The sequence below is a fragment of the Azospirillum sp. P4_B5 genome, from assembly GCF_056402275.1.
The window spans coordinates 45,163-58,407 of sequence record NZ_JBFUHT010000016.1 but is presented as its reverse complement, the minus strand read 5'-3'; the positions used below and the strand labels follow the sequence as shown (position 1 = coordinate 58,407).

Annotated in this window: 12 protein-coding genes; 2 read left to right on the top strand and 10 right to left on the bottom strand. The window is 67.8% G+C overall.

Features of this window, described 5'->3' with window-relative positions:
• Nucleotide 1: 1 nt before the first annotated feature.
• The 7 genes from AC1DVI_RS14450 to dnaE form a co-directional block, all read right to left on the bottom strand.
• Nucleotides 2–850, bottom strand: coding sequence for a phosphatidate cytidylyltransferase (locus AC1DVI_RS14450; protein ID WP_476958535.1), 849 nt, complete (start codon nucleotides 848–850; stop codon nucleotides 2–4).
• Entirely contained in the window at nucleotides 795–1,532 is a 738-nt protein-coding gene (locus tag AC1DVI_RS14445) for an isoprenyl transferase (RefSeq protein WP_476958534.1), read from the bottom strand. The genes AC1DVI_RS14450 and AC1DVI_RS14445 overlap by 56 nt, the downstream gene beginning before the upstream one ends.
• 4 nt (nucleotides 1,533–1,536) lie before the next feature.
• Nucleotides 1,537–2,106: a ribosome recycling factor gene (frr, locus tag AC1DVI_RS14440; protein WP_114858465.1), complete on the bottom strand. Its 570-nt coding sequence runs from the start codon at nucleotides 2,104–2,106 to the stop codon at nucleotides 1,537–1,539.
• A 3-nt stretch (nucleotides 2,107–2,109) separates the two neighbouring features.
• Complete coding sequence (gene pyrH / locus AC1DVI_RS14435; protein WP_476958533.1) at nucleotides 2,110–2,865, bottom strand: UMP kinase; 756 nt, start codon at nucleotides 2,863–2,865, stop codon at nucleotides 2,110–2,112.
• A gap of 54 nt (nucleotides 2,866–2,919) precedes the next feature.
• Complete coding sequence (gene tsf, locus AC1DVI_RS14430) at nucleotides 2,920–3,849, bottom strand: translation elongation factor Ts (protein ID WP_237903792.1); 930 nt, start codon at nucleotides 3,847–3,849, stop codon at nucleotides 2,920–2,922.
• A 115-nt stretch (nucleotides 3,850–3,964) separates the two neighbouring features.
• Entirely contained in the window at nucleotides 3,965–4,759 is a 795-nt protein-coding gene (rpsB, locus tag AC1DVI_RS14425) for a 30S ribosomal protein S2 (protein ID WP_035673095.1), read from the bottom strand.
• A gap of 222 nt (nucleotides 4,760–4,981) precedes the next feature.
• Nucleotides 4,982–8,464, bottom strand: a complete 3,483-nt coding sequence (dnaE, locus tag AC1DVI_RS14420; protein ID WP_476958566.1) for a DNA polymerase III subunit alpha — start codon at nucleotides 8,462–8,464, stop codon at nucleotides 4,982–4,984.
• A 189-nt stretch (nucleotides 8,465–8,653) separates the two neighbouring features.
• Here dnaE and AC1DVI_RS14415 point away from each other — a divergent pair, with 189 nt between their 5' ends.
• Complete coding sequence (locus AC1DVI_RS14415) at nucleotides 8,654–9,256, top strand: hypothetical protein (RefSeq protein WP_476958532.1); 603 nt, start codon at nucleotides 8,654–8,656, stop codon at nucleotides 9,254–9,256.
• A gap of 82 nt (nucleotides 9,257–9,338) precedes the next feature.
• Complete coding sequence (locus tag AC1DVI_RS14410) at nucleotides 9,339–10,226, top strand: EamA family transporter (RefSeq protein ID WP_476958531.1); 888 nt, start codon at nucleotides 9,339–9,341, stop codon at nucleotides 10,224–10,226.
• Between the two features lie 28 nt (nucleotides 10,227–10,254).
• Here AC1DVI_RS14410 and AC1DVI_RS14405 read toward each other — a convergent pair whose 3' ends face one another.
• The 3 genes from AC1DVI_RS14405 to AC1DVI_RS14395 all read right to left on the bottom strand — a co-directional run bounded on the left by AC1DVI_RS14405 (nucleotide 10,255) and on the right by AC1DVI_RS14395 (nucleotide 13,168).
• Nucleotides 10,255–11,112, bottom strand: a complete 858-nt coding sequence (locus AC1DVI_RS14405) for a dienelactone hydrolase family protein (RefSeq protein ID WP_476958530.1) — start codon at nucleotides 11,110–11,112, stop codon at nucleotides 10,255–10,257.
• Between the two features lie 126 nt (nucleotides 11,113–11,238).
• Nucleotides 11,239–11,928, bottom strand: a complete 690-nt coding sequence (locus AC1DVI_RS14400; protein WP_174437597.1) for an ABC transporter ATP-binding protein — start codon at nucleotides 11,926–11,928, stop codon at nucleotides 11,239–11,241.
• Complete coding sequence (locus tag AC1DVI_RS14395) at nucleotides 11,921–13,168, bottom strand: lipoprotein-releasing ABC transporter permease subunit (protein WP_476958529.1); 1,248 nt, start codon at nucleotides 13,166–13,168, stop codon at nucleotides 11,921–11,923. The genes AC1DVI_RS14400 and AC1DVI_RS14395 overlap by 8 nt, the downstream gene beginning before the upstream one ends.
• Nucleotides 13,169–13,245: the final 77 nt, after the last annotated feature.

Genomic DNA, 13,245 nt, shown 5'->3' with positions numbered 1-13,245 from the left:
GTCACCACCATGCGATTGCCGTGCCGATGGTCGCGTGGAACAGGGCCAGCACCGGGGCGGCGGCGAGCAGCCCGTCGATGCGGTCCAGGATTCCGCCGTGACCAGGAATGAGATGGCCGCTGTCCTTCACGTTGTAACGGCGCTTGACCGCGGATTCGAAGAGGTCGCCCGCTTGCGCCACCACGGCCAGGACGGCGCCCACCGCAAGAGCCAGCAGCGGCCGTTGCGCGCCCGCCGCCAGAGCCACGCCCCACCCCACCAGGGCGGAAGAGGCCATGCCGCCGATCAGCCCGGCCCAGGTCTTCTTCGGGCTGATGCGCGGGGCCAGCTTCGGCCCGCCGATGGTGCGTCCGGCCGCGTAGGCGCCGATGTCGGTCGCCCAGACCCCGAGCATGGTGAAGAGGAACAGCGCGAGGCCGGAGTCCGGATCGTCGCGCAGCCACATCAGGCCAGCCAGCCCGGCCACGACGTAAAGGATCCCGCCCCCGGACAGACCGCGGTCCGGCCCGCCCGAGGCCACGGCCACACCAGCGGTGGCCAGGATGGCGACGACGACGGCCGCCCACGGCCCGGCGGCGATCTGCGCCGCCAGCGCCAGCAGGACACCGGCCACCGATAACGCGATGGCAGCAGCCTTGCGGCGGCAGGGTACGAGGTTGCTCCACTCCACGGCGGAGGCCACGGCGCCAAGCGCGATCAGAACGTGAAACACCCAACCGCCGGCCCAGACGGCCGCCAGGACGAGCGGAGCCAGGACGAGCGCCGAGATGGCGCGCGTCTTCAGGTCGCCGGATTTAGCGGGTGCCGGTGGTTGCGCCGAAGCGACGTTCCCGTCGGTGGAACTCTTCAATCGCCGCCTCCAGGTCACGCTTGGAAAAGTCAGGCCAGAGCGTGTCCACGAAGACCAGCTCGGCATACGCCGCCTGCCAGAGCAGGAAGTTGCTGATGCGCTTCTCGCCGCTGGTGCGGACGATCAGGTCGGGGTCCGGGATGTCGGCGGTGAACAGGCGTTCGGACAGCCGGTCCTCGGTGATGTCCGCGGGATTGAGCGTCCCCGCCTTCACCTCCTCGGCCAGACGCCGCGCCGCCAGCGTGATCTCCTGGCGGGAGCCGTAGCTCAGCGCCACCACGAGGGTCAGCTTGCGGTTGTCGCGCGTGAGATTCTCGGCGTTGTCGATCAGGCCGACAATGTCCTTGGACAGGCGGGCCCGGTCGCCGATGACGCGCAGGCGCACACCGTTCCGGTGGAGGTCGGCAATCTCGCTGCGCAGGTAGAAGCGCAGGAGCTGCATGAGGTCGGACACCTCCTCCTCCGGCCGACGCCAGTTCTCGGACGAGAAGCTGAAGATCGTCAGATAGCCGATCCCCAGTTCACCCGCGGCTTCGACCGTCCGGCGGACGGCGTCCACGCCCTTTTTATGGCCGGCGGTGCGGGGCAGTCCTCTGGACTTCGCCCAACGCCCGTTGCCGTCCATGATCACGGCCACGTGCGCGGGCGGGCGCAGGGGGCGGCTGTCTTCCGCGTCGCGCATGCCGTCAGACCTGCATGATGTCCTTTTCTTTCGCCGCAAGCGCATCGTCGACCAGCTTGATGTACTGGTCGGTCAGCGCCTGGACCTTCTCGCCGAGCCCCTTGTGCTCGTCCTGCGAGATGTCGCCGGCCTTCTCGGCCTTCTTCAGGCCGTCCATGCCGTCGCGGCGCACGTTGCGCACGGCGACGCGGGCCTGCTCGGCGTATTTGTGGGCGACCTTGGCGAGTTCCTTGCGGCGTTCCTGCGTCAGGTCGGGCAGCGGCACGCGGATCGATTGGCCTTCCGTCTGCGGGTTCAGGCCGAGGCCCGAGTCGCGGATGCCCTTCTCCACGGCCTTGACCATGCCGCGGTCCCACACCTGCACGACGATCAGGCGCGGCTCCGGCACGCTGACGGTGCCGACCTCCTTGAGGTGCATGCGGGCGCCGTAGGCCTCGATGGTGACGGGCTCAAGCAGGCTGGCGGAGGCACGGCCGGTGCGCAGACCGCTCAATTCCTTGCGAAACGCCTCAAGCGCTCCTTCCATGCGGCGCTTGAGATCCGACTGGAGGTCCGATGTGTCAGGCGCAGCCACGGCTCACTCCGTTTCTTCGTTGATGATCGTAAACTTGCCCCGGCCCTGCATCACCTCGGCAAAGGCGCCGGGGGTGTGGATCGAGAACACGAGTATGGGGATGTGGCTCTCGCGCGCCAAGGAGATCGCGGAAGCGTCCATCACCTGCAGATCGTTCGCCAGGACGTCCAGGTAGCCCAGGCGCTCGTAACGCTCGGCGTCCTTCACCTTCTTCGGGTCGGCGGTGTAGACGCCGTCCACCTGCGTGCCCTTCAGCAGAGCGTCGCAGCCCATCTCCGACGCGCGCAGAGCGGCGGCGGTGTCGGTGGTGAAGAAGGGGTTGCCGGTGCCGGCGGCGAAGATCACCACGCGGCCTTTCTCCATGTGCCGGATGGCGCGGCGCCGGATGTAGGGCTCGCACACCGAGGACATGGGAATGGCCGACTGCACGCGGGTCGCCACACCCATCCGCTCCAGAGCGCTCTGCATCGACAGGGCGTTCATCACGGTGGCGAGCATCCCGATGTAGTCGGCCGAGGCGCGCTCCATGCCGCTCGCCGCACCCTTCACCCCGCGGAAGATGTTGCCCCCGCCGATGACCAGGCTGACCTGGACGCCCAGCTGGATCACCGCCTTCACCTCGTTGGCGACGCGGTTGACCACCTCCGGGTCGAGGCCGTAGTCGCGCTGACCCATCAACGCCTCGCCCGACACCTTCAGCAGGACTCGTTTGAAGCGGATGCCGTCAGCCGGCTCGGTGGTCCCGGTGGTCTGGGCCATGGGGGGCTTTCTCCCGGTTGGTGTGAAGAGTGCGTGCGGCGGGTCGCCGGGTCCTTACTTCTGGCCGGCGGCGGCGGCGACTTCGGCGGCGAAATCGCTCTCCGCCTTCTCGATGCCCTCGCCCAGCGCGAAGCGGACGAAGCCCGTCACCTTGACCGGGGCGCCGACGTCCTTGGCGGCGTTCTCCACGACCTTGCGGACCTTGGTCTCGCCGTCGATCACGTAGGTCTGCTCCAGCAGCACCACTTCCTCGTAGTACTTGCGGATGCGGCCTTCGAGCATCTTCTCGACGATGTTTTCCGGCTTGCCGGAGGCGCGGGCCTGCTCGGCGAGCACGTTGCGCTCACGCTCCAGCGCGGAGGTATCGACGTCGGCGATGTCCAGGGCGTCCGGACGGGCGGCGGCGATGTGCATCGCGACCTGCTTGCCCAGCTCGTTCAGCTTGGCGGTGTCGCCGGTCGACTCCAGGGCGACCAGAACGCCGATCTTGCCGAGGCCCGGCGCGATGGCCGAGTGGACGTAGGACACGACGACGCCCGCCGGAACCGACAGCTTGGCCGAGCGGCGGATGTTCATGTTCTCGCCGATGGTGGCGATCAGGTTGGTCAGCTCTTCCTGGACCGTGCGGCCGGCGTCCGGATAGGCGGTGCCCTTCAGACCCTCGACGTCGCCCGAACCGGACAGGACCAGCTCGGCGGCCTTCAGGGAGAAGGCCTGGAACTTGTCGTTGCGCGCGACGAAGTCGGTCTCGGCGTTCACCTCGACGACGGCGCCAGCGGTGCCGGCGGTGGCGACGGCGACCAGACCTTCGGCGGCGACGCGGCCGGACTTCTTGGCGGCGGCGGCGAGGCCCTTCTTGCGCAGCCAGTCAACGGCGCCCTCGAGGTCGCCCTGGGTCTCGGCCAGCGCCTTCTTGCAGTCCATCATGCCCGCGCCGGTCTTCTCGCGCAGTTCCTTGACGAGCGCGGCGGTAATCTCGGCCATGGTTTCGCCCTCTTCCTTCCGAACAGATCCAAGCGGATCGGGTTGATCCAAACAACTCATAAAAAAGGCAGCCGGGCCATAGGTCATAAGGCCCGGCTGCCCCGTATCACCGGGATCAGGCCTGGGCTTGCTCAGCCGGCGCGGCCTCTTCCGCTTCGGCTTCCGGCAGCTGCTCGGCCGGAGCCTCCTCGCTGGAGCCGACGTCGATGCCGGCGGCGCTCATCTCGGCCTGCAGACCGTCGAGCACGGCGCCGTTCACCAGCTCGCAGTACAGGTCGATGGCGCGCAGGGCGTCGTCGTTGCCCGGGATCGGGAAGGCCACGCCGTCCGGATCGGAGTTGCTGTCGATCACCGCGATGACCGGAATGCCGAGCTTGTTGGCTTCCTTGACGGCGATCGACTCCTTGTTGGTGTCGATGATGAAGAGGACGTCCGGCAGGCCGCCCATCTCCTTGATGCCGCCCAGCGCGCGCTCCAGCTTGTCGCGCTCGCGGGTCAGCTCCAGGATTTCGCGCTTGGTCAGGCCCGAGGTGTCGCCGCCCAGACGCTCTTCCATCTCGCGCAGGCGCTTGATCGACTGGGAGATGGTCTTCCAGTTGGTCAGCATGCCGCCGAGCCAGCGGTGGTTGACGTAGTACTGGCCACACTTCGACGCGGCCTCGGCCACCTTTTCCTGGGCCTGGCGCTTGGTGCCGACGAACAGGACGCGGCCACCGCCGGCGACGACGTCACGGACGGCCTGCAGGGCGCGGTGCAGCGCCGGGACGGTCTGCTCCAGGTCGATGATGTGCACGCCGTTGCGCACGCCGAAGATGTACGGACCCATCTTCGGGTTCCAGCGACGGGTGTGGTGACCGAAGTGGACGCCGGCTTCGAGCAGCTGGCGCATGGTGAAAGACGGAATAGCCATTTGGAAAAGTCCTTTTCCGGTTGCTCCGCCGCGGGCACTGTCCGTTTGACAGGACACCGGATCGGGCCATCGGGGTAAAGCCGAGGGACCGCCAGCCCGCGTGAGGTTTTGACGACGGCGCTTACATAGCCCGCCGCAACCGCTTTGGCAACACCGGTTTGCCAATTGGTTGGCGCCGAATGCGGTGCATCGCGCACCGCTTCGTCATGGAAAGCGTATTCTTTACAGCTCCACCACCTCGACCACCCCTGGCACCGCCTTCAGCGCGGCCCGGCTCTGGTTGGTGATGTTGAAGGAGCCGGGGAGCTGGATTTCCACCTCCTTCAGCGGGTCGATCTCGACCAGCAGGTGGATCTTGCCCTTGCCGCGGGCCAGCCGCTCCAGCATGCCGCGGATGCTCTCCACCGGTCCGCCGTCGCGCACCACCACCTTCAGCCCATCGGAGACCTGGGCGACGGCGTCCTCCAGCGGCTTCACCTCCTGGCAGGTCAGGCGGATGTCCTCGCCGTTCATCTGTACGTCCACGGTCATCAGAACCGGGCGCCCGGCCTCCAGCAGGTCGCGGTTGGTCGCCAGCACCTCGGAGAAGACCGTCACCTCGTAGCCGCCGCTGCCGTCGGACAGCTCCACGAAGGCGAAGCGGTTGCCGGACTTCGCGGTCTTCTCCTTGCGGCTGACCACGATGCCGGCCACGCTGCGCCGCGTCGAGCCCCCGCCGACCACCGCCCCCGCGAGATCCGCCGACCGCACCACCCTCATGCGGGCCAGCGGACCGGCGAAGGCGTCCAGCGGGTGGGCGGACAGGTAGAAGCCGATGGCGCCGAACTCGTGCTTCAGCTTCTCCAGCGGCTCCCATTCCTTGACCTTGGGCAGATCCGGCTCCTTCAGCCCGCCTCCGGCTCCGCCGAACAGGTTGCCGATGCCGCTGTCGCGCTCCGCCGCCTCGGCCTGGGCGTAGCGGATCAGAGTCTCCAGCGCCGCGTGGACCTGGGCGCGGTTGGGGTTGATCCCGTCGAAGGCGCCGGCGCAGGTCAGGTTCTCCAGCTGGCGCTTGTTGATGGTCTTGAGGTCGAGGCGGCGGGCGAAATCGAACAGGCTCTTGTAGGGGCCGTTCATCCGCCGCTCCTCCACCACCGCCTTCATGGCGGGCAGGCCGACGCCCTTCACGGCGGCCAGCGCGTAGCGCACCGCCTTGCCGCCGTCGGGCAGCGCCTCCACCCCGAAGATGCTGTCGGACTTGTTGATATCCGGCGTCAGCAGCTTGATCTTCAGCCGCACCAGCTCCTGCCGGAAGACGTTCAGCTTGTCGGTGTTGCCGAGGTCGAGCGTCATCGACGCCGCCATGAACTCCACCGGGTGGTTCGCCTTCAGATAGGCGGTGTGGTAGGCGACCAGGGCGTAGGCGGCGGCGTGGCTCTTGTTGAAGCCGTAGCCGGCGAACTTGGCCACCTGATCGAAGATCATGCTGGCCTGATCGGGGTCCACGCCCTTGTCCTTGGCGCCGACGACGAACTTGTCGCGCTCCTTGTCCATCTCCTCCTTGATCTTCTTGCCCATGGCGCGGCGCAGAAGATCGGCGCCGCCCAGCGAATAGCCGGACAGCACCTGGGCGATCTGCATGACCTGCTCCTGGTAGATCATGATCCCGAAGGTCTCCTTCAGGATCGGCTCCAGGGCCGGATTCATGTAGTCGGGCAACTCCTCCCCGTTCTTCACCTTGATGTATTTGGGGATGTTGTCCATCGGGCCGGGGCGGTAGAGCGACACCAGCGCGATGATGTCCTCCAGCCGGTTCGGCTTCAGCCGGCGCAGCACGTCGCGCATGCCCGAGCTTTCCAGCTGGAACACGCCCGTCGATTCGGCGCGCCCCAGGATCTCGTAGCTTCGGGGGTCGTCCAGCGTGACCGTGGTCAGGTCCGGCTTTTCGGGGATCAGGTCCACCGCCGTCTTCAGCACGGTCAGCGTCTTCAGGCCGAGGAAGTCGAACTTCACCAGACCGGCCTGCTCGACGAACTTCATGTTGAACTGGGTGACCGGCATGTCCGACCGCGGGTCTCGGTACAGCGGCACCAGATCGTGCAGCGGCCGGTCGCCGATCACCACGCCTGCCGCGTGGGTCGAGGCGTGACGGTACAGACCCTCCAGCTTCAGCGCGATGTTGACGAGGCGCGCCACCGTCTCGTCGCCGTCGCGGGCCTGGCGCAGCATCTCCTCGCTGTCCAGCGCCTGCTGGAGCGTCACCGGGTTGGCCGGGTTGTTCGGCACCAGCTTGCAGATCTTGTCCACCTGCCCGTAGGGCATCTGCAGCACGCGCCCGACGTCGCGCAGCACGGCGCGGGCCTGCAGCTTACCGAAGGTGATGATCTGGGCAACGCGGTCGTAGCCGTACTTGTCCTGGACGTAGCGGATCACCTCTTCGCGGCGGTCCTGGCAGAAGTCCACGTCGAAATCGGGCATCGACACGCGTTCGGGATTAAGGAAGCGCTCGAACAGCAGGCCGAAGCGCAGCGGGTCCAGGTCGGTAATGGTCAGCGCCCAGGCGACGACCGAGCCGGCGCCCGAACCACGGCCCGGCCCCACCGGGATGTCGTGCGACTTGGCCCATTTGATGAAGTCCGACACGATCAGGAAGTAGCCGGGAAACTTCATCGACACGATGACGTCCAGCTCGAACTCCAGCCGCTCGAAGTAGGTCTTGCGGGTCTCCGCGCGCTGCTCCGGCGTCATGTCCGGGGTGTAGACGACGCTGTTCAGCCGCATTTCCAGACCCTCGCGGGACTGGGCGCGCAGCTCCTCCCCCTCGTCGCGGCCGCCCTCGCAGGGGAAGGGCGGCAGGATGGGCTTGATCGGCTTCAGCAGGAAGGAGCAGCGCCGGGCGATGGCGACCGTGTTGTCCACCGCCTCCGGCAGGTCCTTGAACAGGTCCCGCATCTCCTCGGCCGACTTGAAGCGGTGGTCGGGGGTCAGGCGGCGGCGCTCGGTCTGGCTGATGTAGGCGCCCTCGGCGATGCAGAGCAGCGCGTCGTGCGCCTCGTACATGTCCTCGGTCGCGAAGTAACAGTCGTTGGTGGCGACCAGCGGCAGGTCATGGGCGTAGGCGAGGTCGATCAGCGCCGGCTCGATGGCATCCTCGATCACCTGGAAATGATCACGATGGCGCTGAAGCTCGACGTAGAGCCGACCGGGAAACAGCCGCTTCAACCGCTCCAGCACGTCGAGCGCCAGATCCTTCTGCCCCTCCCCCAGCAGCCGCCCGACCGAACCGGCTGGGCCGCCGGTCAGCGCGATCAGCCCGGCGGAGTGGCCCTCCAGCGCGTCCAGCGGGATTTGCGGCCCGGCCATCGGGTCGGATTCCAGGAAGGCCTTGGAGACCAGCTTCATCAGGTTCCGGTAGCCCTCGTCGCTCTGGCAGAGCAGGACGAGCTGGTCGGGAACCGACGCGGCCTTGCCCGGCAGGCCCGGCTTGCCGTTGGCGGGACCGACTCGGGTGATGCCCAGGACCGTGCCGATGATCGGCTGCACGCCCGAATCCGCGGCGGCCAGCGCGAACTCCAGCGCGCCGAACAGGTTGCCGGTGTCGGTCACGGCGACCGCCGGCATGCCCTTCTTCTGGCAGAGCTTGACCAGCTCCTTCACCTTGATGGCGCCCTCGGACAGGGAATAGGCGGAGTGGACGCGCAGGTGGATGAAGTCGGCGTGGGGCATGGCGGAGATGGGCACCGGTTCCAGCGAAGGGGGAAGTCTCCCCTAGTCGTCGCGCATCCCGCCCGCATCTGCAAGGGACCAAGCGCGGGCCCGGCCATGCGGCGATGCGCCGGCCCTATCGAAGGTAAGGGAAGATTTCCCGATCATGCGTGTTCGTGCTATCGAAAGAGGCAGAGCCACGATTCGAGAATGACCCGTTCCATGCGCCGCATCCGCTCCAGCGCCGTTCTGGCGGTGCTGGCGGCCACGCTCCTCACGGCTTGCCAGACCACCGGTGCACCCGCACCGTCCGCGGAGCAGACCCACCGGCCGCCGCCGCCCGAAACCGTCGCCTCCCCCCTGTCCGACGCGCCGGGGCGCGTCGTCGCGCAGAACAAGGGCTGGGTCGTGCGGGCGCATCCGGCGACCAAGACCGGCTCGGCCTATTGCTACGCCACGCGGACGGACGACTCCTCCCCCCTCTCCTTCCGGGCGACGGCGAAGGGAGCCGCCATGCTGGTCAACGCCGACCAGCACGCCCAGGCCAGCACGGACACGGAAAGCCGCCTGACCGCCATCTTCCCCGACGGCGAGACCATGGCGCTGGAGGCCAGCCCCATGCCCGACGGCGGCGTGGTGGTTCCGGTCGAACTACCGAAATACGAGGATCTCTTCGAACCCTTCATGCGGTCGCGCGCGGTGACGCTGCAACGGGACGGCGGCGGGACGGACATCGGCGACGTCAACCTGGGCGGTTCCTCCTGGGCGCTGGCGGCGTTGGACGAGTGCCGCATCCTGCACACGGATAAGTGAAGGGTTTCGGGGACCTGACCCGCGATGAGTGCATCGGGCACCGCATTGACCAACGGGTTGTCCACCGCTAACCTCCGCTCCCATGCGCACCGCTCACATTGGCCTTGCCCTCGCCGTCGCGGCGATCTGGGGCCTCAACTTCGTCGCCATCAAGGTCGGTCTGGCGGATTTCCCGCCCATCCTGTTCTGCGCCCTGCGCTTCGCGCTGGCGGCGCTGCCGCTTCTTTTCCTGGGGGTTCGCGGCGGTCCGCCGGTGCCCTGGCGCTTCATCCTGGGCATCGGGATGGTGCTGGGGGTGGTGAAGTTCTCGCTGCTGTTCGTCGGGATGGACATCGGCATGCCGGCAGGGCTGTCGTCGCTGGTGCTGCAATCGCAGGCCTTCTTCACCGCCCTGTTCGCCGCGGCGGTTCTGGGCGAGCGGCCCGGACCGAAGCAGGTGTTGGGCATGGCGGTGGCCTTCTCCGGAATCGGCCTGATCGCGCTGGAGATGCCGGCGGGCGATTCGCTGCTCGGGCTGGGGCTGGTCATCGCCGCCGCCGCGACCTGGGGCGTGGCCAACCTGCTGATGAAGCAGGCCAAGGCGCCGGACCTGTTCCGCATGATGCTGTGGATCAGCGTGGTGCCGCCGATCCCGCTGCTGCTGCTGTCGCTGGGGCTGGAGGGGCCGGACCGGGCATGGCAGGCCCTGACCCATCTGACTCCGCTGGGTGTCGGGGCGGTGGCCTACATCGCCTTCGGAGCGACGCTGTTCGGCTTCGCCGCCTGGGGCTTCCTGCTGCGCCATTACCCGGCGAGCCTGGTGGCGCCCTTCTCCCTGCTGGTGCCGGTCTTCGGCATGAGTTCCAGCGCGCTGTTCCTGGGGGAGAGCTTCACCCCGCTGAAGATGGCCGGCGCGCTTCTCGTCCTCGCCGGGCTGGCGGTGGCCGTGCTGAAGCTGCCCTCCGCACGGCCCGCCACCCATCGGCTATGACCCGGCCCTACGATTCGGTCATGACCGGTCAGGTCAGTTTCTTCTTCAGGAATTCCACGGACCGGCCCCAGGCGAGGTCCGCCGCTTCCTTGTTGTAGCGCTCCGCCGACGTGTCGTTGTGAAAGGCGTGGTTGACGTTCTCGTACATGAAGAGTTCGTAGGACTTGCCGGCCTTCTTCAAGGCCTCCTCATAGGCCGGGACCTTGGCGTTCACGTTGTTGTCCAGCCCGGCGTAGTGGAGTTGCAGCGGCGCCTTGATGGTGGTGACCAGCGCCGGGTCGGGCGACGGACCGTAGAAGACGACACCCGCCTTGAGGTCCGGCGCCTTGATGGCCAGCCGGTTGGTCATGCCACCGCCCCAGCAGAAGCCGATGGCACCCACCTTGGCGTTCGAATAGCGATAGGCCATGAGGTCGCTCATCGACGCGATCAGGTTGTTCACCGCCTTGTCGGGGTCGAGCTGACCGATCATCTCGCGCGCACGGTCGGGGTCCTGCGGGGTGCCGCCGAGCGGGGACAGCAGGTCCGGGGCCATGGCGACGAAGCCGGCCACCGCCAGCCGCCGCGTCACGTCCTCGATGTAGGGGTTCAGGCCACGGTTCTCGTGGACCACCACCACCGACGGCGCCTGCTCGGCCAGCTTCGGGCGCGCCCGATAGGCATGAACGTCGCCGGTCGCCCCCTGGAAGGTGACGCGGTCCGTGGCGATCCGGCTGTCATCCTCCGGCACCTCGGCGGCCAGGGCGTAGTTCGGCTCGATCTGTGAGAGGATCGCCGGAATGGCCGCCGCGCTGCCCGCCAGCACCGCCAGCCGCTCCAGAAAGACGCGGCGCGGCAGCGGCCGATGGGTGTACTCGTCGTACAAATCGATGATCTTCTGATCCATAGACTCCGGTCCCTCCTTGTTGGGTTGCGCGAAGTCTGCCCCAGGACGCGCCGATCACCAATCCGCCGAACGGCGATGCCACTCTTACGCGGTTTGGCCGGTTGCCCGGCCGCGCCACGACGGCGATCAAACCCGGGCGTGCTCCACGAGAAGACCGTCGCTCATCTCGAACACCCGGTCCATGCGGTTCGCCAGTTCCAGATTGTGGGTGGCGATCAGGGCACCGACACGGGCCTGCCGGACGATGGTGGTCAGCATGGCGAAGACCCCCTCGGCCGTGTGCGGGTCGAGGTTGCCCGTCGGCTCGTCGGCGATCAGCAGGCCCGGCCCGTTGGCCAGCGCGCGGGCGATGGCGACCCGCTGCTGCTCGCCGCCCGACAGGCGGGCCGGACGATGGCCGGCGCGCGGCTCCAGCCCGACCATGCGCAGCAGTTCCAGGGCGCGCTCGCGGGCGGTGCGCTTCGGCACGCCGTTGATCATCTGCGGCAGCACGATGTTCTCCAGCGCGGAGAATTCCGGCAGCAGGTGATGGAACTGGTAGACGAAGCCGACCGAGCGGCGGCGCACCTCCGTCCGCTTCCCGTCGTCCAGGGCGGACACGTCGGTCCCGGCGATGCGCACGGTGCCGGCGGTGGGGCGCTCCAGCAGGCCGGCGATGTGCAGCAGGGTCGATTTGCCGGCGCCCGACGGGCCGACCAGGGCGACCAGCTCGCCCGCATGGACGGTCAGCTCCGCCCCGCGCAACACCTGAAGCTCCGTCCCCGCCTGCTCGAAGGTGCGGACGATCCCCGACAGTTCCAGCATCGGCTCACTCATAGCGCAGGGCCTCCACCGGATCGAGACGGGCCGCCCGCCAGGACGGGTAGACGGTGGCGGCGAAGGACAGTCCCAGCGCCATCAGGGTGACCTGAACCACCTCCGACCAGTCGATCTTCGCCGGCAGTTGCGACAGGAAATAGATCTCGGCGTTGAACAGGTTGGTGCCGGTCAGCGCCTGGATGCCCTGGCGGATCGTCTCGATGTTCAGGGCGAAGGACACGCCCAGGGCCACCCCCAGCAGCGTCCCCGCCACCCCCACCGAGGCGCCGGACAGGAAGAAGATGCGCATGATCATGCCGCGGGTGGCGCCCATGGTGCGCAGGATGGCGATGTCCCGTCCCTTGTCCTTCACCAGCATGATCAGGCTGGAGATGATGTTGAAGGCGGCCACCGTGATGATCAGCGACAGGATCAGGAACATTACGTTGCGCTCGACCTGGAGCGCCGTGAAGAAGCTGGCGTTCGACTGCTGCCAGTCGACCACCCGCCCCACCCCGGCCACCGCCGCCTGGATGGCGTCGCGCGCCTCCCGTATCCGGGTCGGGTCGCTGACGAAGACCTCCAGCGAGGTCACCGCCTCACCGGTGCGGAAGAAGGCCTGGGCCTCCGGCAGGGGCAGGAAGATGAAGCTGTTGTCGTATTCGAACATGCCGACGTCGAACACGGCGCCGATGGTGAAGCTGCGCATCCGCGGCACGGTGCCGAAGGCGGTGACGTTGCCCTGCGGAGCGATCAGGGTCAGCTGATCGCCGACCACCAGACCCAGCCGCTGCGCCATGCGGATGCCGATGGCGATGTTGTCCTCTCCGAACGCCTCCACCGTGCCGCGCACGATGTTGCGGGACAGCGTCGGACGCACCCGGAAGTCCTCCGGCCGCACGCCGCGCACCACCGCGCCGGAGGCGACCCCGCGCACCGAGACCAGCGCCTGCCCCTCGACCGTCGGCGTCACCCCGACCACGCCGGGCACGCCCTGGAGCCGCTGCACCAGCGGGTCGTAGTCGGGCAGCGGGCCACCGCGGACGCTGTAGACGTTGAGATGGCCGTTCAAGCCGAGCACGCGGCCCAGAAGCTCCGCCCGGAAGCCGTTCATCACCGACATCACGATGATCAGCGTCGCCACGCCGAGCGCGATGCCCAGCAGCGAGAATCCCGCGATGACGGAGATGAACCCTTCCTGGCGGCGCGCCCGCAGATAGCGCATCGCGACCATGCGTTCGAAAGCGGAGAAGATCATGAGTTGTCCTGGGAGGGCACGGAAACGGCGTTTCTTGCGAAACGCCGCTCCGAACATAAGGCCGTGACCGTGGCAGG

Bases quoted from the DNA above. Each gene is read 5' to 3' on its own strand.
- AC1DVI_RS14445 (WP_476958534.1), bottom strand. From the start codon at position 1,532: ATGCGCGACGCGGAAGACAGCCGCCCCCTGCGCCCGCCCGCGCACGTG.
- pyrH (WP_476958533.1), bottom strand. From the start codon at position 2,865: ATGGCCCAGACCACCGGGACCACCGAGCCGGCTGACGGCATCCGCTTC.
- tsf (WP_237903792.1), bottom strand. From the start codon at position 3,849: ATGGCCGAGATTACCGCCGCGCTCGTCAAGGAACTGCGCGAGAAGACC.
- rpsB (WP_035673095.1), bottom strand. From the start codon at position 4,759: ATGGCTATTCCGTCTTTCACCATGCGCCAGCTGCTCGAAGCCGGCGTC.
- dnaE (WP_476958566.1), bottom strand. From the start codon at position 8,464: ATGCCCCACGCCGACTTCATCCACCTGCGCGTCCACTCCGCCTATTCC.
- AC1DVI_RS14415 (WP_476958532.1), top strand. From the start codon at position 8,654: ATGACCCGTTCCATGCGCCGCATCCGCTCCAGCGCCGTTCTGGCGGTG.
- AC1DVI_RS14410 (WP_476958531.1), top strand. From the start codon at position 9,339: ATGCGCACCGCTCACATTGGCCTTGCCCTCGCCGTCGCGGCGATCTGG.
- AC1DVI_RS14405 (WP_476958530.1), bottom strand. From the start codon at position 11,112: ATGGATCAGAAGATCATCGATTTGTACGACGAGTACACCCATCGGCCG.
- AC1DVI_RS14400 (WP_174437597.1), bottom strand. From the start codon at position 11,928: ATGAGTGAGCCGATGCTGGAACTGTCGGGGATCGTCCGCACCTTCGAG.
- AC1DVI_RS14395 (WP_476958529.1), bottom strand. From the start codon at position 13,168: ATGATCTTCTCCGCTTTCGAACGCATGGTCGCGATGCGCTATCTGCGG.